This is a genomic window from Pseudomonadaceae bacterium SI-3, from assembly GCA_004010935.1.
In the GTDB taxonomy this organism is placed as follows: domain Bacteria; phylum Pseudomonadota; class Gammaproteobacteria; order Pseudomonadales; family Pseudomonadaceae; genus Stutzerimonas.
This window is the reverse complement of record CP026511.1, coordinates 4,506,489-4,524,249: the sequence shown is the minus strand read 5'-3', so window position 1 is coordinate 4,524,249 and position 17,761 is coordinate 4,506,489. Positions and strand designations below refer to the sequence as shown.

Annotated in this window: 18 protein-coding genes; 5 read left to right on the top strand and 13 right to left on the bottom strand. The window is 62.1% G+C overall.

Translation table 11 applies throughout. The features are described 5' to 3' along the window. Positions 1-6 precede the first annotated feature (6 nt). Positions 7-1,029, bottom strand: coding sequence for an alcohol dehydrogenase AdhP (locus C1896_21045; protein ID AZZ47196.1), 1,023 nt, complete (start codon positions 1,027-1,029; stop codon positions 7-9). A 249-nt stretch (positions 1,030-1,278) separates the two neighbouring features. On the opposite strand from C1896_21045, the gene purE reads away from it, so the two are divergent. From purE to C1896_21020, 5 genes are all read left to right on the top strand, one after another. Then, the gene (gene purE, locus C1896_21040; GenBank protein AZZ47195.1) at positions 1,279-1,770 is read left to right on the top strand and encodes a 5-(carboxyamino)imidazole ribonucleotide mutase; all 492 of its coding nucleotides are present in this window, start codon (positions 1,279-1,281) and stop codon (positions 1,768-1,770) included. Next, positions 1,771-2,856 carry a 5-(carboxyamino)imidazole ribonucleotide synthase gene (locus tag C1896_21035; GenBank protein AZZ47194.1) on the top strand — a complete coding sequence of 362 codons (1,086 nt, stop codon included), beginning with the start codon at positions 1,771-1,773 and terminating at the stop codon, positions 2,854-2,856. 101 nt (positions 2,857-2,957) lie between these two features. Next, positions 2,958-3,209, top strand: coding sequence for a GlsB/YeaQ/YmgE family stress response membrane protein (locus C1896_21030; protein ID AZZ47193.1), 252 nt, complete (start codon positions 2,958-2,960; stop codon positions 3,207-3,209). Between the two features lie 51 nt (positions 3,210-3,260). Beyond that, positions 3,261-3,791: a DUF3299 domain-containing protein gene (locus tag C1896_21025; protein AZZ47192.1), complete on the top strand. Its 531-nt coding sequence runs from the start codon at positions 3,261-3,263 to the stop codon at positions 3,789-3,791. A 3-nt stretch (positions 3,792-3,794) separates the two neighbouring features. After that, positions 3,795-4,478: a uracil-DNA glycosylase gene (locus tag C1896_21020; GenBank protein AZZ47191.1), complete on the top strand. Its 684-nt coding sequence runs from the start codon at positions 3,795-3,797 to the stop codon at positions 4,476-4,478. Positions 4,479-4,482: 4 nt separating this feature from the next. Here the strand turns inward: C1896_21020 and C1896_21015 are convergent, their stop codons facing one another. The 12 genes from C1896_21015 to C1896_20960 form a co-directional block, all read right to left on the bottom strand. Then, positions 4,483-5,562, bottom strand: a complete 1,080-nt coding sequence (locus C1896_21015; GenBank protein ID AZZ47190.1) for a pyridine nucleotide-disulfide oxidoreductase — start codon at positions 5,560-5,562, stop codon at positions 4,483-4,485. Positions 5,563-5,786: 224 nt separating this feature from the next. Further along, positions 5,787-6,677, bottom strand: coding sequence for a D-hexose-6-phosphate mutarotase (locus C1896_21010; GenBank protein ID AZZ47189.1), 891 nt, complete (start codon positions 6,675-6,677; stop codon positions 5,787-5,789). Between the two features lie 152 nt (positions 6,678-6,829). Further along, entirely contained in the window at positions 6,830-7,519 is a 690-nt protein-coding gene (locus C1896_21005; protein ID AZZ47188.1) for an ABC transporter permease, read from the bottom strand. Further along, complete coding sequence (locus tag C1896_21000; GenBank protein AZZ47187.1) at positions 7,516-8,211, bottom strand: ABC transporter permease; 696 nt, start codon at positions 8,209-8,211, stop codon at positions 7,516-7,518. Before C1896_21000 ends, C1896_21005 begins: the two co-directional genes overlap by 4 nt. Positions 8,212-8,273: 62 nt before the next feature. Then, positions 8,274-9,029, bottom strand: a complete 756-nt coding sequence (locus C1896_20995) for an amino acid ABC transporter (protein AZZ47186.1) — start codon at positions 9,027-9,029, stop codon at positions 8,274-8,276. A 16-nt stretch (positions 9,030-9,045) separates the two neighbouring features. Then, positions 9,046-9,819 (bottom strand): ATP-binding protein, encoded by a 774-nt coding sequence (locus C1896_20990; GenBank protein ID AZZ47185.1) that lies wholly within the window; start codon positions 9,817-9,819, stop codon positions 9,046-9,048. 294 nt (positions 9,820-10,113) lie between these two features. Beyond that, positions 10,114-12,171 carry a choline transporter gene (locus C1896_20985; GenBank protein AZZ47184.1) on the bottom strand — a complete coding sequence of 686 codons (2,058 nt, stop codon included), beginning with the start codon at positions 12,169-12,171 and terminating at the stop codon, positions 10,114-10,116. A gap of 220 nt (positions 12,172-12,391) precedes the next feature. Continuing rightward, positions 12,392-13,171, bottom strand: a complete 780-nt coding sequence (locus C1896_20980) for an amino acid ABC transporter substrate-binding protein (protein AZZ47183.1) — start codon at positions 13,169-13,171, stop codon at positions 12,392-12,394. Positions 13,172-13,285: 114 nt separating this feature from the next. Beyond that, positions 13,286-13,633, bottom strand: coding sequence for a DUF3325 domain-containing protein (locus C1896_20975; GenBank protein ID AZZ47182.1), 348 nt, complete (start codon positions 13,631-13,633; stop codon positions 13,286-13,288). Beyond that, the gene (locus tag C1896_20970; GenBank protein AZZ47181.1) at positions 13,626-15,203 is read right to left on the bottom strand and encodes a PepSY domain-containing protein; all 1,578 of its coding nucleotides are present in this window, start codon (positions 15,201-15,203) and stop codon (positions 13,626-13,628) included. Before C1896_20970 ends, C1896_20975 begins: the two co-directional genes overlap by 8 nt. 1 nt (position 15,204) lies before the next feature. Then, positions 15,205-15,546, bottom strand: a complete 342-nt coding sequence (locus C1896_20965) for a hypothetical protein (GenBank protein ID AZZ47180.1) — start codon at positions 15,544-15,546, stop codon at positions 15,205-15,207. A 3-nt stretch (positions 15,547-15,549) separates the two neighbouring features. Beyond that, a complete protein-coding gene (locus C1896_20960; protein ID AZZ47179.1) occupies positions 15,550-17,682 on the bottom strand; it encodes a TonB-dependent receptor in 2,133 nt (710 codons plus the stop codon). Between the last annotated feature and the right edge of the window lie 79 nt (positions 17,683-17,761).

Here is a 17,761-nt window from a genome sequence, read left to right as displayed (position 1 = left end):
GCGTTGCTACATGCTCATCACGATCCGGCCTTCGATGGTGCCGGCGCGCATCTGGTCGAAGATCTGGTTGATGTCGTCCAGCTTGCCGCTGTGGATGGTCGCCTTGACCAGGCCTTCGGCAGCGAAGTCCAGTGCTTCCTGCAGATCCGCGCGGGTGCCGACGATGGAGCCGGTGATACTGATCGCCTTGAGCACCACGTCGAATATCGGCGTTGGGAAGTCGCCCGGCGGCAGCCCGACCAACGCGACGGTGCCATGCCGCCGCGCCATGCCGATGGCCTGGCCAAACGCGCTGTTGGACACCGCCGTGACCAGTACGCCATGGGCACCGCCAATATCGCGCTGGATGACTTCGACCGGATCTTCCGTTCGCGCGTTGATGGTGAGACTGGCGCCCAGTTTTTTCGCCAACTCCAGCTTGGCGTCGTCGACATCGACCGCAGCCACGTGCAAGCCCATCGCCTTAGCGTACTGCACCGCAACATGCCCCAGCCCGCCAACACCGGAAATCACCACCCACTGGCCTGGACGGGCGTTGGTAACTTTCAGGCCCTTATAGACCGTCACGCCGGCGCAAAGGATCGGAGCGATCTCATCGAACGCCACTTCCTTGGGCAGGATGCCGACATAGTTGGGATCGGCCAGGACGTACTCGGCATAGCCGCCATTGACCGAATAACCGGTGTTCTGCTGCTCCGTGCACAGCGTTTCCCAGCCGGTCAGGCAGTGTTCGCAGCAGCCGCAGGCGCTATACAGCCAGGGCACGCCAACGCGGTCGCCTTCCTTGACGCGGCTGACCCCACTGCCGACGGCTGCGACATAGCCGACGCCTTCGTGACCTGGAATGAACGGCAGGGGCGGGCGTACAGGCCAGTCGCCCTCGACCGCGTGCAGGTCGGTGTGGCAGACGCCGCACGCCTCAATCTTCACCAAAATCTGTCCTGGGCCGGGTAGGGGCACCTTTACTTCTTCGATGCGCAGCGGTTCACCGTAGGCATGGGCCACGGCGGCTTTCATGGTCTGGGTCATGGCTGTCTCCTTGCGATCGGAAGGCCGAGTCTGCACCCGGTCAGACGTCGTGGCCATTGACCTCCGGCAATCCCGGAACATTTTCCAGCCGTTTCAGATGACCGGTCGCAGGTGCTGGGGGCGGGGGCCTGCGTTATACTGCGCGGCCTTTGGTCGGACCGGTTCCGACCCTGTTCCTGCACGGCCGCGCTGTTTTCAGCGCGGCCGTTGTTCCTGATGCGCCCCTAGGCGCCGAAGAGAGGCACGACGATGACCGCACTGGTAGGCGTGATCATGGGCTCCAAGTCCGATTGGTCCACCTTGAGCCACACCGCAGACATGCTGGAGAAGCTCGGCATTCCGCACGAAGTCACCGTGGTGTCCGCACACCGCACGCCCGACCTGCTGTTCCAGTACGCCGAACAGGCCGAAGCGCGCGGTTTGCGGGTAATCATCGCTGGCGCCGGCGGTGCTGCCCATCTGCCGGGCATGTGCGCGGCCAAGACGCATCTTCCGGTGCTCGGCGTACCGGTGCAGTCCTCGATGCTTTCCGGTGTCGATTCGCTGCTGTCGATCGTGCAGATGCCGGCCGGCGTACCGGTCGCCACCCTGGCTATTGGCAAGGCAGGCGCGATCAATGCCGCGCTGCTGTCGGCCAGCATTCTCGGCCACGAATTCCCTGAATATCATGCCGCGCTGAAGAAATTCCGCGACGAGCAGACCCAGACCGTGCTCGATAACCCGGACCCGAGGGACGCGTAAATGAAGATTGGCGTGATCGGTGGCGGCCAGCTGGGCCGCATGCTCGCCCTGGCGGGAACCCCGCTGGGCATGAACTTCGCGTTTCTCGACCCGGCCCCGGACGCCTGTGCCGCGGCACTCGGCGAGCATCTGCGTGCGGATTACAGCGATCAGGATCACCTGCGTCAGCTGGCCGATGAGGTCGACCTGGTGACCTTCGAGTTCGAGAGCGTGCCGGCTGAAACCGTCGCCTTCCTGTCGCAGTTCGTGCCGGTTTATCCAAGCGCCGAGGCGCTGCGTATCGCCCGCGATCGCTGGTTCGAGAAGTCGATGTTCAAGGCGCTGGCAATCCCGACGCCCGAATTTGCTGACATCCAGTCCCAGGCCGATCTAGACGCCGCGGCCGCCAGCATCGGCCTGCCGGCCGTACTCAAGACCCGCACCTTGGGGTATGACGGTAAAGGCCAGAAGGTCCTTCGCAAGCAATCCGACGTCACCGCCGCCTTCGCCGAGTTGGGCAGCGTGCCCTGCATCCTCGAAGGCTTTGTGCCTTTCACCGGAGAAGTGTCGCTGATCGCGGTACGCGGGCGTGACGGCGAGACCTGCTTTTATCCGCTGGTCCACAACACCCATGAAAACGGCATCCTGCGGTTGTCGGTGGCGAGCAGCAACCATCCGCTGCAAGCGTTGGCCGAGGATTACGCCGGGCGCGTGCTGACAGAACTGGAGTACGTCGGCGTGTTGGCCTTCGAGTTCTTCGAAGTCGACGGCGGGCTCAAGGCCAATGAGATTGCGCCGCGCGTGCACAACTCCGGTCACTGGACCATCGAAGGCGCCGAGTGCAGCCAGTTTGAAAATCATCTGCGAGCGGTAAGCGGTTTGCCGCTCGGCTCGACAGCCAAGGTTGGCGAGAGCGCCATGCTCAACTTCATCGGTGAAGTGCCCGCCGTGGCCAAGGTGATCGCCGTCGAGGACTGCCATCTGCATCATTACGGCAAGGCGTTCAAGGTCGGACGCAAGGTCGGCCATGCCACGCTGCGCTGCCCGGACCGCTCCACGCTGGATCGGCAGATCACAGCCGTTGAGTCGCTGATTGCCCGCGATTGACCGTCCGGCCGTCTGGCTTGCTGCTGTTGGCGGCGAACTGGCTGGATCGCCTCAGGTCCGAGAATATGCAACGCTTATTTTCGGACTTGAGGAGATTGCCCATGGGCATCATCGGAACCATTATCATCGGCCTGATCGTAGGCCTCATCGCTCGCTTCCTGAAGCCCGGCAACGACAGCATGGGTTGGATCATGACCATCCTGCTGGGTATCGGCGGTTCGCTGCTGGCCACTTACGGCGGACAAGCGCTCGGTCTGTATAAAGCCGGAGAAGGTGCAGGCTTTATCGGCGCGGTCGTCGGTGCGATCATCCTGCTGGTCATATACGGCATGGTCACCAGCCGTAAACACTGATTCGCCACGGGGCGGTGCCCTGCGGCCCCGTTCTATCTACTCTCGGTTGTCATGCGTACCTTAATTCTGTCCCTCCTGCTTTGCTGTGCTTCCATTGCCCATGCCGCCCCGGCGGAGCTCGACTGGCTTGAGCTGATGCCTGCTGAGGATCGCCAGGCGCTGGAAGAGATGCCGGAAATCGAGCATGACTCGCCGGAGAACGACGGTTTCAGCGATCAGGGTGGTCTCAAACAAGGGGCTGGTCTGCCCGCGGTGATGTATTCAGCCAAAACCGTGCCGTCACTCAACGGCAAGCAGGTCCGTCTGGGTGGCTACCCGGTCCCGCTGGAAACCGACAGCCAGGGCCGCAGCACTGAGTTCTTTCTGGTGCCTTATCCGGGCGCCTGTATTCATGTCCCACCGCCACCTCCCAATCAGATCGTGATGGTCCGCTACCCGGCCGGGATCATGCTGGACGATATCTACGCGCCGCTCTGGGTCGACGGCGTGCTGCAGATCGAGCCCGTGAGCAATGATCTGGCCGATGCGGCCTACGCAATCTCGGCAGCCGAGGTGAAGCTGGTGGACGAAAGCGACCTCTAGCCGATGTCCAAGCCGCTGCCCGTTAAACCGTCACTGCGCCAGGCCTTCCGCGAACTGGCAGTTGAAACCGAGGGTATCGACGAGGCGGTCTACGAGGCGTTCGATAAAGACCCACTGGAGCCGATCATCGGCCTCGGACCGGCGGACGCGCCCCTTGCGTTCTTTGGCCGCGATCCAGGGCGCGAAGAAGTGCGCCACGGTGAACCCTTCATTGGCGGCGGTGGCCAGCTGGTCCGCCGTGCTCTCTATCGGCATGTGCATGGCGACGAAATGCCGGATTTCGAGGCCAGCCGCGCCATCGGTGACGGGTTTTTCTGGATCAACACCGTGCCTTACAAGCCGCTCGGTAATCGCGCATGGTCGATGGCGGTCAAGCGTCGCTTTCATCCACTGATGCGCCAGTTGTTGCTCGACCACTGGCAGGGCCGCGACATCATCACGCTCGGCCGTGAGGCGTTTCTCTGGTTTGGCCTGGAGCAGCCCCACGACGTGCGTCAGCAACTCGAGGCGTTCTGGCGGCGAGACGATCGTTTCACAGCGCATTTCGAGCTTGAGCTGGCCGCGGAAGAGGGCGGTCAGAGAACGTTTCACCTGCATCCACTGCCGCATCCCTCGCCACGCAACCTGACCTGGTTCAAGCGTTTTCCAGAGTTGCTGGAGGCGCGTCTGCAGCAGTTACTCGGCTGACCCCTTAGTTCTCGGCGCTGTGACGGCGCACGAAGCGGCGATCGAGATGATCCTTCAGGTCACCGAGCATCCGCCCTTCGACCGCCACCCCGCCCCAGCTCAGCAGCGCGCCATGTTGGCCATCGGCCAGCAATGCGAGGCTGTGCGCCTGCGGATGATAGTGGCGCAGCGGTTGGCCGATCGACACACGAGCGAGGTTGGTGGCCAGCACGCGCGCCTGGCGCACCGCATGTACGCCGTTATGAACGGCGCCGGGTAGGCTGGCGCAATCGCCGCTGGCGAACACATGGGGGTGTGAGCGGCTCTGCAGGGATGGGCAGATCTCGATGAAGCCACGTCCGTCCACGCGCAGGCCCGACTCGCGCAGCCAACCCAGCGGGCTGGGACCTGTGGCGACGATCAGGCGTCGCCCGCGCCAACGCACCTGGCCGTCGCCGATCAGGGTACTGCCATGTACGGTCTGGATCGGGGTGTGCTCATGAACGTGCACCTTGGCATCTTGCAGGTGCCGCAGTGCCAGCCTTCTGAGGCGAGGCGGATGACCGGCAAGCAGCTCGTCTGCGCAGAACAGATCAGTCGCTGGTACACGCCTGGCCACGGCCAAAGCCAATTCGATGCCCGCCGCACCGCCGCCAACTATACCCACCGCTTCGGGAATTTCCTGCCACTGTTGCCAGCGGCGGATGAAGTCGGCGAATGGCTTGACCGAGAGCAACTCCATGCCGTCATCGGTCTGTTCCGGCAGCCAGGGCAGGGAGCCCAGGTTCAACGACAGCCAGGTGCTGCGCAGCGTCTCGCCGGTCGCCAGAAGCAATTCAGGCGTTTCGGGAAGCAGTGCGACCAAGGTGCCCTGGATGAATTCCACTTCGGCTGCGGCACACAGCTTGGGCAGCCCAACGCGGCAGTCGCGCGTCTGGTAATGCTCGGCAACCAGCCCGGGCATCATGCCTGAATACCAGGCGTGGGGTTCGGCCGAGACCAGTCCGATCCGGCCCGCTGGCCGGTCGCGGCTGGCCCACTGGCGCAGCACCCCGAGATGGCTGTGTCCGCCGCCGGCCAATAGGAAATCGAAGTCGGCGTTCATAGCGCATCAGAGCAGGGCTGATGCAGACGCGGCGCGGGCTGGCGGGGGACCGTCTTTAGCGGCGTGGCTTCCATGGCAGAAGTCCTCCAGAGCATTGCAACTGGCCGGCAGGCTTGCATCAGCGCCCCCGGTCGTCGACCGGGTGGGGATGGTGCTCGCTTGCAGTATAGATTCAATACGTCTCGTTGCCCGGATCCTTGGCCAGCCGTTCGCTGCCGGTCGGGTCAGATGCTTTCGGCGCTGATCGAGACGCTCAGCGTGTGGCTGGCGCTGGGCTCGAGCCGGATCACATCATCCATGACGTTGGCCGTCTCGATGCAGAGCATGCGTTGCCAGGCATCGTCGGCAAACTGCGACAACCGCTGTGCCTTGGCGATCCAAGGGTTCCACAGGATGGCCGAGCGTGAACCTCGCGTCTCGAGAAGGATTTGTCGCTTGAGGCCCGGGTCGCGCAGGCTCAGCCTGGAAGGCAGATTCAAATAAATGCGATCGGTCTCGCCGCCGAATACCAGGTCGCCCTGTTGCTGTCGCTGCTGCCAGTCGTCCAGGGTTTCGATATAGGGACGCCCATCCAGTCCCTCGACCGTCACCTGCTGGATGTCGCTGATGGCGAAGTAGCTGTGTAAGGCCTGAGACAACGCGATTGTCGTGTCGCCGCGGTTGTGGCTGGTCAGCGACAGGTGCAGGCCCTTGCTGTCCAGGCAGATCTTCAGGCTCAGCTCGACGGCATGCGGCCAGCCGGGCAGCTCGCGGTTGCAGGCAAACACCAGGGTGACACTCTCGTCATTGCTGTCGCTGCGTGCCATCACCCAGTCGATGTTGCGCACCAGCCCGTGGGCCGGCGCGGGCTGGCTGCCCTGGTAGGTGTCTTGAACCGGCTGCGGGTTGCGCGCCAGATCGCCAAACCAGGGCCAGCAGACCGGCACGCCGCCCCGCACCGCCTGTCCAGCTTCAAACGCCGCTTCTTCGCTGAGCCAGATGATCGGTGCCGCCTCGCCCTGTCGATAGCTAAGTACCTGGGCGCCTTGCTCGGCGACGATCACTTCGGCGTCTCCGTGACGAAGGCGCCAGCAGCTGAGTTGGTCCTTTTCGATGCGCTGAATGTCGACGGGCATGGGCTGTCTCGTTGGCTATGGGATGGTGTGTTGAGACCCTGCCGTGGCTCAGGGATTCCGCGAACGGCCGAGCGTGGCGAGCGAGGGGGCCGGGCCTGTGCCGACCGGCCCGCGGCGCAAGGCCGCGGGCTCAGGCGAGTGGGGCTGCGGGTTCAGCGCCCTTGGCAGGCGTCGACACGCAGCCAGCGCTCCAGCAGCTTGAAGCCCTGCATCAGCACGAAAGCAATGATGAGGTAGATCAGGCCGGCGGTGAGGAACATCTCTTCGTGCATGTAGGTGCGCGCAGCGATTTTGCGCGCCATGCCGGTCAGCTCCAGCAGGGTGATGGTGCTCGCCAGGGCGCTGGCCTTGAGCATCAAAATCACTTCGTTGCTATACGCGGGCAAGCCGATGCGGGTTGCCCGCGGCAAGATGATATGGCGCAGAGCCTGATAGCGCGACATGCCTAGCGCGCGGGCCGCCTCGACTTCCCCGGCCGGTACGTTCTGGATCGCCCCACGCAGGATCTCCGCAATATAGGCGGCGGTGTGCAAGGTCATGGTGATGATCGCGCACCAGTAAGGATCGCGCAGGAACGGCCACATCCAGCTTTCGCGAACGGCCTCGAATTGGGCCATGCCGTAGTAGACGAGGAACAGCTGGACCAGCAGCGGCGTGCCACGGAAGAAGAAGATGTAGCCATAGGGCAACGCGCGCACCGCCAGCAGGCGCGACGACCGTGCGATGCCCAGCGGCAGTGCGAGAAACAGGCCTGCTACCACCGAGACGCCAACCAATTGCAATGTCAGCCAGGCACCTTCGATAAAGTCGGGCAGCCACTTGATGAACAATTCCCAGCTCATGCGGCGCTCCTGATAAAGCCACGACCTGCGCGTTTTTCAAGGAAATACATGCCAGCCATGGCAATTACCGTCAGCCCCAGGTAGATGCAGGCAGCCACCACGAAAAAGACGAAGGGTTCTTTACTAGCCGTCACGGCGATTTGTGAGGTCCGCATGATCTCTTCCAGGCCGATGACTGAGACCAGCGCGGTGTCTTTCATCAGGATCATGAACAGGTTGCCCAGGCCGGGCAGGGCCAGGCGCCACATTTGTGGCAGGATCAGTCGCAGAAAAATCCGCCGTTTGCCCAGGCCCAGTGCGAGACCGGCCTCGCGATGGCCTTTGGGAATAGCCAGCAAGGCGCCACGGAACACCTCGGTGGCATAAGCGCCGAAGCACAGGCCGAGGGCGATAGTACCGGCAGCAAATGGGCTGAGAGCCAGATTCTCGATGCCGAAGAGCTCGCCGATGCCGCGTACCAAGCCGATGGTGCCGAAATAGATCAGCAGTACCCAGAGCAGTTCGGGAACGCCGCGAACGATGGTCGAATAAGTGCCGCCCACCCAGCGCAGGGTGGCGTATGGCGATGTCTTGGCAAGTGCGCCGAGCAAGCCGAGCACCAGGCCCAAGGCCAGGGATGCTACGGCCAGCTGAATGGTCATCCAGGTACCGGCGATCAGCGCCGGACCGAATCCGTGAAGGTCGGGAATCATATAGGCTCAAACACCAAAGCCCGGCCTACCATTATTGGTGGCCGGGCTTTGATTCAGACGGATCAGTAGATGTTGAAAGGGAAGTACTTGGCGTTGATCTTCTCGTAGGTGCCATCGGCTCGGATTTCAGCCAGCGCCTTGTTCAGCTTTTGGCGCAGCTCATCGTTGCCCTTGCGCACGGCGATAGCGATCTTGTCGTTGTCGAAAACCGGCTCACCCTTGAACTCGAAATCCTTGCCGGCATCGCTCTTGAGCCATTCCCACTGCACGAAAGAGTCTGCGAGGATGCCGTCGACGCGGCCCGAGGCGAGGTCGAGGTAGGCATTTTCCTGGGTGTCGTAGAGCTTGATGTCGACTACGTCGTCCATGTTGTCTTCGAGCCAGGTGCCGGCGATGGTGGCCCGCTGAGCGCCGATGGTCTTGCCTTCCAGGTAGCTTTCGTCAGTCTTGAAATCGACCGACTTCGGCGCCACGAACTGCAGCTTGTTGGTGTAGTAGTGATCGGTGAAGTCGACAGCGTTCTTGCGTTCCTCGGTGACGGACATCGAAGCCGCGAGGAAATCGAACTTGCCGGCGTTCAGGGCGGGGATGATGCCGTCCCAATCGGAGGTGACCACTTCGCATTCCACTTCCATCTTGGCGCACAGGGCGTGAGCGATGTCGAGGTCGAAGCCGACCACCTGACCGCTGGAGTCGATCAGGTTGAAGGGTGGGTAGGCACCCTCGGTACCGATGCGCAGCTTGTCGGCGGCGAAGGCGTTGGCGCCGAGCATCAGGGTGGCGGCGGCAGTCAGCAGAATCTTCTTATAGCTTTTCATGCGGTGTGTTGCTCCATTAGCGATGGCTGGACATGAACTGTTTACAGCGTGCCGATTGGGGGTTGTCGAACACCTGCTCCGGCGTTCCTTGCTCTTCGACCAGGCCCTGGTGGAGGAAGACCACCTCACTGGAGACCTGCTTGGCGAAGTTCATTTCATGAGTGACCAGCAGCATGGTTCGGCCCTCATCGGCCAGCGACCGGATCACTGCAAGCACTTCTTGTACCATTTCCGGATCGAGCGCCGAGGTGGGTTCGTCGAACAGGATTACCTGGGGCTGCATCGCCAGGGTGCGCGCAATCGCAGCGCGCTGCTGCTGGCCACCGGACAGCTGGTTCGGGTAAACGTGGCGCTTGTCGGCTATTCCCACCTTGGCCAGCAGTGCCTCGGCCGTTTCGGTGGCTTCGGCCTTGCTCTGGCCCAGGACGCGACGCGGCGCCTCGATGATGTTGTCGAGCACGCTCATGTGCGGCCAGAGATTGAAATTCTGGAACACGAAGCCCAGCTTGCTGCGCATCTGGTTGATCTGCTTGGCGTCTGCAGCGACCAGATCACCGTCTTTGGCGCGCTTGAGGCGCAGCTGCTCGCCCGCGACGATGATCTCGCCCTCGTTGGGGTTTTCCAGCAGGTTGATGCAGCGCAGGAAGGTGGATTTCCCAGAGCCGGACGAGCCGAGGATCGAGATGACGTCGCCATCGCGGGCGGTCAGCGAGATCCCTTTGAGAACTTCCAGATCGCCGTAGCGCTTGTGCAGATTACGAATTTCCAGTGCAGGTATGGCCTCGGCCATAGAGCTTCCTCTTCTCGAACCCGGTCATTGCCTGGCTCGTTTCTATGTAAATTGCGCTCCGGCCAACTGCTCGCCGTCCTGGCGAGGCGCAAACCTAGCATGCGAGGGGGCATGCGCCAAGCGCGGCGCGGCCCCGAGCGCAGTGACCGGCTGGTCACGGTATCTGCCAAGGCCAATGTGCCCTTACCTATATAGATGAAATTGACGTCACCCGCCTGATATGGCGGCAGGTTCGGGTGACAAACGGCTGGCCGGCCCCTGCTTGGTGGGCCGGCGACTAGCTGTTCGAACCCTTTAGGTCGGGTCGCTCTTCGGCAGATCGGGATCGCCGGTGAGCATCTCGTCGTGCTCGCCCATTTTCCACGGCAGGCTGCCGGGCGAGATATGCAGGAAGTGCAGGTACTTCTCGAACTGATCGAGGATGTCGCTGATGATGTCAGCCTGGTCGTACCCGTAGATGTCGTAGTGCTGACCCCCGCGGCGCAGGAACACCTCGGCGCGGTAGTACTGCTCGTCCGTGTCTGGTCCCTCGGACAGGGCGAACGCCGGCATGGCGTAACCGACCGCGCGGATCTCATAGACGAAGTCCACCTGGTCCTCCTTGATTACTTCCAGATACACCCGCGAGTTGGCTTCGTCGGTATGCACCTCGGCGTTCCACTCCTGGCCGCCAAGCTCACGCTGCACACGGCGCATGGCCTTGAGGACGGTACTGCTCATGAACGCGTCGACGTGCTCGCGATCGGGAAAGCTGACCATGCCGGCCAGACGCTTCTTCCACAGGCCCGGACCGGCATTGCTGGCCAGTCGGCTGCTCTGCATATGATTTTGCAGACTGGTTTCATGGTGCCCTTCGATTACCAGCGCGCGCCACATGCCCAGCGCCGCAATCATCATGATGATGGCAAAGGGCAGGGCACTGGCGATGGTCATGGTTTGCAGGGCGCTGAGCCCGCCCGCCAGGAGCAGCGCAGCGGCGACCACGCCTTCGATACTGGCCCAGAACACCCGCTGCCAGACCGGTGTGTGACTGGCGCCGCCTGCCGCCAGGGAGTCGATAACCAGTGAGCCGGAGTCGGACGAGGTGACGAAGAAGGTAATGATCAGCACCACCGCCAGGAACGAGGCGATCGACGTCATTGGCAGCAGCTCGAACAGCTTGAACAGCGCGATGGCGTTATCGGCCTGCACGTCAGTGATCAGTGATGTATAGCCTTCGACCATGATCAGATGCAGCGCGGTATCGCCGAATACCGAGAACCAGAGAAAGGTGAAGATGGTCGGCACGAACATCACGCCGAAGACGAACTGGCGGATGGTCCGGCCGCGGCTGATCTTGGCGATGAACAGACCAACGAAGGGCGACCAGGCGATGGTCCAGCCAAAGATGAACAAGGTCCAGTTGCCGATCCAGTCACTTCGCGAATAGGCCTGGAGGTTGAAGGTGCGTTCGATGATGTTGTTCAGGTAACTGCCGGTGTTCTGCAGAAAGGTTTCAAGGATGAAGATGCTCGGACCGACCAGAAAGACGAACAGCATCAGGCCGATCGCCAGGATCATGTTCAGCAGCGACAGGTTCTTCACGCCCTTGTCGAGACCGGCGACCACCGAGCAGATCGCCAGACCGGTGATGATCGCGATGGCGATGATCTGCACGTTGATGCTGATCGGAATCGAGGGCCAAAGGTAATTGATACCTGCGTTGATCTGAGTGACCGACAAGCCGAGCGTCGTGGCAATGCCGAACAAGGTGCCGAGAATGGCGAACACGTCCACCACGTGACCGATCGGGCCATAAATTCGCTCGCCAATGATCGGGTACAGCGCCGAGCGCATGGACAGCGGCAAGCCGTGGCGGAACGAGAAATAAGCCAGCACCAGCCCCGTCAGCCCGTAGATGGCCCAGATGTGGAAGCCCCAGTGGAAAAACGCGATCTGCATCGCCTGCTTGGCGGAGTCTACAGTCTCCGCCGCGCCAGCTGGAGGCGAGGCGTAGTGCAGCACCGGTTCGGCTACGCCGAAGAACAGCAGCGCGATGCCGTAGCCTGCGGAGAACAGCATGGCGAACCACGCCGGGAAGCTGTATTGCGGCTCTGCGTGATCCGGTCCTAGCTTGATGTTGCCCCAGGGCGTCATCGCGATGCCGACGATGAACACCAGGAAGAACGCCACCGAGAGCATGTAGAACCAGCCGAAGTTGGTGGTGATGAAGGCCAGCGTCGAGCTGAACACCTCGCCGGCCAGGTCCGGGTTGCTGATCGTGCCGACGACCAGCAGCAGGGTGACCACCACCGCTGGAATGAACACGGGAAAGAGAATGATGGACCTGGGTAGCTTTTTGTCTGCTTCCATGAGGATGCTGGCCTCCGGTTGGCGGGTGGGATGGAAAACGCGCTATGGCTCCCAAAGCGAAACTGCTATCTGAAAGGGTAGACGGCGATTTGGCTGCGAATACTCACCAGATCATGTTCATGCGGAGGAATTGTCTTGCAGATTGCAGCACTGACGACGTAGTAGGCCGGCTCGCCTGCGACGTCACGTCGTTGCATCGGCTGAGCTGCTAGGGTTTGGCTCAGTAGGCGGGTTCGAGCTGGTGACGACGCAAGATCGCGGGCACCGTACCGTCGGCAATCGCCTCATCCAGTGCTTGCTCGAACGCCTTGAACTGCGCCTCGCTTATGGTGCTGCGTGACAACCCGATGCCATAGGTGATCGGGCCCATCTCGCCAGCCTCACGCACGCCTGTAAGCTGCTCATCATCGATCAGGTGCCAGGCAACATCCTGATTGAGCACCGCCAGACCCTCCTTGCCGAAACGTCCGGACTGCAACATGCGCAGCAGGCGACGGTTATCGGCAGTGAGGTGCAGGCGTACATCAGGTACCGACTTGAGGCGCTCGGATAGCACATAGGACGTCCCGGAAGGCCCGTAGACCCCGACCAGTCGGCCAGCTAAGTCGCTCGGTTGATTGAAGACAAAGCTGCTGTCGGTGCGGGCGAAGACGCTGTAGCGTGACGTGACCAGCATCCGACTGATGTGGAAAATCTGCTCACGTTGCGGTGACCGTACCAGCGTGAAAATGCCATCCGCCTGTCCCTGCTCGGCCAGCCGCAGGGCACGCCGCCAGGGGTATAGAGCGATTGAGCAGTCCTGCTGCAAACGGGCGCAGACTGTTTGTACCACCTCCACCAGCGGGCCGCCGGCATTGGCTCCTGCAGCGGAGCTGACCGAGCCTTGCGCAGGGTAAGTAAAGGGCGGGAAGTCCTCAGTCACGAAGCGCCACTGCGCCGCACCGGTTTGAGTGGCGATCGACAGCAACCCGATCAGCAGAATCGAGAGAACCCTTTGCATGGCTTGCTCCTTGCGAGGTGTCCGGCCTTTCCTTGGCGGCTGCATGGCAGCCGGGGCAGGTTTGCGACCTGCGCTGTCGTCGCTGTTAGCCTAGCCGAGATTAAGTCGGCGCATCTATGTTTGGTGCGATACCTGCCCTCCAAGCAGGCAGCAGGCCTGAAGCAATGGGCGCAACCAAGCGGGCTTCCAGGCAAGGGTCAGCGCGAGGCTAAAGGCTGCCGCGCTAGCCAGCAGTACCCACAGGACTGTACCGAAGCCCCCGCCCTGTCCGGCTAGCAGCAGCGCCAATGCCGTGAACAAGCACAGGGTCGCGCAAAGCGCTCGCATTCGTTGGCCGCCCGCAGTCGGGATGCAAGCGCTGGGGTCGACTCCCTTGCGATGCGCCTGCTGACAGAGCGCTAACAGTGCGAAAGCGAGATAGCACAGGAAGAACGCCAGCACTGAGCCGAGCCAGTCAGGCATGCCGCTGCGCCTCAGGTTCGGGAGGACTGTTCGACTGGCGTGCCTGACAGGTCAGGCGAATTCGTCGTGCCGCCAGCAGGCAGGAGCCAGCGAGTGCCAGCAGCATCAGGTCCATGCCGGCGATGGCAGCCTTGCCGTGCCACAGGCTATGGAGCAAATGATCGCCGGTTGTGAGCCCATTCAGCAGTACGCAGGCGATGGCCAATCCGCCGACGGCCTGCAACTGACGGCGCCAAGCCTGGGCCGGGTACCACGCGGCGTGAGCCATGGTCGTGAGCCAGCTCACGAAGAACACCCAACCCTCCAGCACTGCGCGCTGATTGCCGGTTACCGGCCCGTCCAGTGGCAGCAGGCGATTGGCAACAAAAAAGGTCAGGGTGGCAATGATTAGCCCGGGGCCCGCCGTCACACTCAGTGCTTCGACCAGGCGCACCCCAATCCGTCCTTGACGCTCGTGCCTGGCCCGCCGCGAGCCGGTCCAGAACAACAGGCCGCTACCGATCAGCACACAGCCGGCCAGACCGCCGGCGAAGTACAGCCAACGCAGCGTCCAGTGATCGAACTGGATGAAATGCAGGCCCGTCAGGAAGCGTTGAACCCCGGCGATGGGCGCCGCCGAGTGCTGGTGAAGCAGCGCGCCGGTGGTCACATCGAAGGTCAGCCGGTCGGCATTCATCGTTACAGCCTGGCTATGAGCACGGCGGATCTCGACATGTCCGTTGCGATCAAAGGGATTCCGGACGCGGACCAGATAGGCCCCGCCGGGCTTGCCTTGGCTCGTCCAGATCGCCTGTGCGCTGGCCAGCATCGTGTCTAGCGACGCGATGTCAGTGGATAGGCCGGACGGCGGGCGGGAATAGGTGCCTAATGCCTCAAGCTTCAGCTGCGCCTGGTCGTTCGGGTAAAGGGCCTGAGCGACGCTGGGAAAGTAGATCAGGCAGAAAATGACCAGTCCGGACAGGCTGATCATGAAATGAAAAGGTAGTACCACTACGCCGGTGAGGTTGTGCAAATCGAGCAGGCTGCGCTGCAGTCGCTTGCGGGGGCGAAAGGTGAAGAACTCGGCAATCAGCTTTCGGTGCGCTACAACGCCCGACACCAGCAGCACCAGCATGCCCATTGCAGCGGCACCGACCAGCCAGTAGCCGACGCTGCGCCAGTTCAGATGCAGGCTGAAATGGAACGGGAAGATGAAGCGGGTACCGCCCCAGCTGCCTTGGTCGGCAATCAACTCGCCGGTGTGCGGGTTGATGTAGCGGCGCACCCGCCCATGCTGCGGGTCCTCATAATCGAGTTGCAGCACCGGTACGCGTGGGGTCGGCAGGTTAATCGTCCAGACTGGCGCGTCGGGGGCCAAGTTTTTTGCATGTGGCAGAACCAGCCGATCGAGCGACACCTGCGGTGGCGGTTCCGCCAGGCGGGTACCGGGTTGCATCCAGCGGTCGATTTCCCGATCGAACACTGACAGCGAGCCGGTCCAGAAGATTGCTAGCAGCAGGCTACCGAGCAGTACGCCCGCCCAGGTATGCAGCCAGCTCATTGATTGGCGAAAGCCTTTGCCTGGCGCCATCTCAGTACTCGACCAGCGATGGAGCCAGCCCGTAAGACAGCCCCACGCCTATCACGATGCCTACCGACAGCCAGGCCCAGACCCGCCAGACGCTAGCCTCCGTAAAGCTCCACAGCAGCAATGCGAGGTACAGGACAAACCCCAGCATGGCGACCAGGAACACCGCTTCGCTGCGCGCCATACCTCCGGCCAGCACCAGCAGTTGAGCGCCAGCGGAGGCCAGCGCTGCCGTGCAGGCATAGCCGCCACCAATCGCTGCGACGACACGTAGCATCAGCGTGCCGCGTCCGGTCCGGCGGTCCGCGGCGGTCTTCACGTTTTGCTTCTGCGTCGCTGCGCCCATGGCTTAGAAACTGACTTGGTATCCGAGCGTGAGGGTGCGCCCGCGGCCGTTGAATACGCGACCGTTGCGGGTGACTTTCGAACCGGTATTGGCGGCCTGCGAGTAGTACGTCAGATAGTCACGGTTAAGCAGGTTCTCAACCCCTAAGCTGACTTCGCCGAGCGGCAGACGATAGCCCACGTAGGCATCAACCAGCGTGTAGCCCTCGAACTCCAGGCCGGGCGTGTCGAAATCGCGGCTGGCGTAATGGTTTGCCTGCAGCAGGCTATGCAGCTCGTCGGTCCAGTTGGCCTGCCAGCTGGCGCCGTAACGGTCCGGGGAGATGTTGGCGCCGTTGAGGTCGGTATCGACCTTGCCGTCGCCATCGGTATCGGAACGGCCATCGACCTGGGCGTACATCAGCTTCAGGCGATGCGCGTCGTTGACCTGCCAACCGCCGGTGAATTCGACGCCGTCGATTTCGGTGCGCTCGCGCCGAATCTGGTAAACCCCGCCCACGCTGTCCAGACGCGATCCGAGCTCGGCGTCGGACTCGTAGGAGCTGATCTCTGCATCGAACGGACCATGGTTCAGGCGAAAGCCGATCTCGCGGTTTTCAGTGACCACTGGTTGCAGGTCGAGAAAGTTGTCGACGCTTGTGCCCGGCGTGCCGATGCCACGCAATACGCGGCCCACATCCGGCATGCCGAACCCTTCGGAGTAGTTGCCGAACAGCTGGACCCAGTCGGTTATCTGCCAGACCAAACCCGCGTTGTAGAGGGTTTCTTCGAAGGTCGGATTGCCGCCTTCAACATCCACACCTCCGAGGCCTGGGTTGGTTGAGGCGATGGTGCTGAAGCTGTCCACATCCAGATCCGCGAACTCGTGGCGAACCCCGGCGAAAAGGGTCAGGTCTTCCAGCGCCCTGATTTCCGCCTGGAGGAAGGGGGCATAGTTGCGAAAAACGGTTTCCGGCACCCACTCGCGATCGGTCAGGATCAGTTGCTGGCTGGTGGTGTCTTGCAGCACGTCGAGACCGCCGGTGAGCATCAGGTGGTTGTCGAGCAGGCCGTCACGGCTGAGCGTCAGCTTGCCGCCGATCTTGTCCGACTCGTTCTGTGATTGGTCGAACAGCGTGCCGACCGGTGCGATGCCGGCGTCCTGAAAGGTGCCGTTGGTGCCACCGCCGAAACGTGCGCGGAAGCGCTGGGTATATAACTGCAGGCCCAGCTCGTTGCCGTACAGATCGGCATGTTTGTAGGAGAGACTGGTGGCTAGCACTTCGTTCTGTGGCGCCTCGCCCTGAGGATCGCCCTTGCGCGAGGTCGCGGGAATACCGGCATCGGCATTGCCGGGCACGTTGACGTATTCGTGCTCGCCTTCGACCTCGTAGCGATTGACCATCAGGCCGATGTTCTGGTTGTCGTCGAGCCAGTAGCCGAGCTTGACCAACAGGTCGGTGCTGGTGGAATCCATCACGTCGCCCTGGGTATCGTCGACGCCGATCAGGTCGCCATTCGCGTCGTAGAACATCCCCTGGGTCTGCCAGCTGGTGCCAACCAGATAGTCAAAGTTGCCCTGTGTGCCCTCGACCCGATAGTCCAGCTTGTAGCCAAGCCCTTCTGACTCGTAATCGGTAGGCGCGGTGAAGCTGATCCCGGCGTGCTGGCGCAACGTTCCGCTTTCTGGGCGACGGGTAACGTAGTTGATGATGCCGCCGGTGGCGCCGAGACCATGCTCGGCACTGGCGCCGTGAATCACCTCGATGCGTTCTACCATCGAAAGATCAATGGTGTAGCCGTCACGCTGACTGTCACGCAGAGGCGTCGATTGCGGTACGCCATCGATTAGGATCAGCGCCGAGCGGCCACGAAAGGTTTCGCCCGCGCTGCTCATCTTCTGGCGGCTCGGCGAGTAGGAGGGAATCAGGTTGCTCAGTACTGCGCCGTGGTCCGAGGTGATCGCCAGCTGCTGTTCGATCTGCTCGCGATTGATCACAGTGATCTTTTGCGGCGTCTTTCCAGCTTCGCTTCTGGCACGTGTCGCACTGATGGTGACAGCTTCCAGCTCGGTGGCTTCATCGGCCAGCGCAGGCATCGACGAGAACGAAAGAGTCGCTAGGGATACAGACAGACACAGACAGGTTTTGCGAAACACGTGAAGGCTCCCGATGTTGGTGTTTTTCGTGGGGAGCGAGAAGTTAAACTAAATGCAAATGACTTGCATTAAGATTGTG

Coding starts and splice junctions, on each gene's coding strand:
- C1896_21045 (AZZ47196.1), bottom strand. CDS start 1,029: ATGACCCAGACCATGAAAGCCGCCGTGGCCCATGCCTACGGTGAACCG.
- purE (AZZ47195.1), top strand. CDS start 1,279: ATGACCGCACTGGTAGGCGTGATCATGGGCTCCAAGTCCGATTGGTCC.
- C1896_21035 (AZZ47194.1), top strand. CDS start 1,771: ATGAAGATTGGCGTGATCGGTGGCGGCCAGCTGGGCCGCATGCTCGCC.
- C1896_21030 (AZZ47193.1), top strand. CDS start 2,958: ATGGGCATCATCGGAACCATTATCATCGGCCTGATCGTAGGCCTCATC.
- C1896_21025 (AZZ47192.1), top strand. CDS start 3,261: ATGCGTACCTTAATTCTGTCCCTCCTGCTTTGCTGTGCTTCCATTGCC.
- C1896_21020 (AZZ47191.1), top strand. CDS start 3,795: ATGTCCAAGCCGCTGCCCGTTAAACCGTCACTGCGCCAGGCCTTCCGC.
- C1896_21015 (AZZ47190.1), bottom strand. CDS start 5,562: ATGAACGCCGACTTCGATTTCCTATTGGCCGGCGGCGGACACAGCCAT.
- C1896_21010 (AZZ47189.1), bottom strand. CDS start 6,677: ATGCCCGTCGACATTCAGCGCATCGAAAAGGACCAACTCAGCTGCTGG.
- C1896_21005 (AZZ47188.1), bottom strand. CDS start 7,519: ATGAGCTGGGAATTGTTCATCAAGTGGCTGCCCGACTTTATCGAAGGT.
- C1896_21000 (AZZ47187.1), bottom strand. CDS start 8,211: ATGATTCCCGACCTTCACGGATTCGGTCCGGCGCTGATCGCCGGTACC.
- C1896_20995 (AZZ47186.1), bottom strand. CDS start 9,029: ATGAAAAGCTATAAGAAGATTCTGCTGACTGCCGCCGCCACCCTGATG.
- C1896_20990 (AZZ47185.1), bottom strand. CDS start 9,819: ATGGCCGAGGCCATACCTGCACTGGAAATTCGTAATCTGCACAAGCGC.
- C1896_20985 (AZZ47184.1), bottom strand. CDS start 12,171: ATGGAAGCAGACAAAAAGCTACCCAGGTCCATCATTCTCTTTCCCGTG.
- C1896_20980 (AZZ47183.1), bottom strand. CDS start 13,171: ATGCAAAGGGTTCTCTCGATTCTGCTGATCGGGTTGCTGTCGATCGCC.
- C1896_20975 (AZZ47182.1), bottom strand. CDS start 13,633: ATGCCTGACTGGCTCGGCTCAGTGCTGGCGTTCTTCCTGTGCTATCTC.
- C1896_20970 (AZZ47181.1), bottom strand. CDS start 15,203: ATGGCGCCAGGCAAAGGCTTTCGCCAATCAATGAGCTGGCTGCATACC.
- C1896_20965 (AZZ47180.1), bottom strand. CDS start 15,546: ATGGGCGCAGCGACGCAGAAGCAAAACGTGAAGACCGCCGCGGACCGC.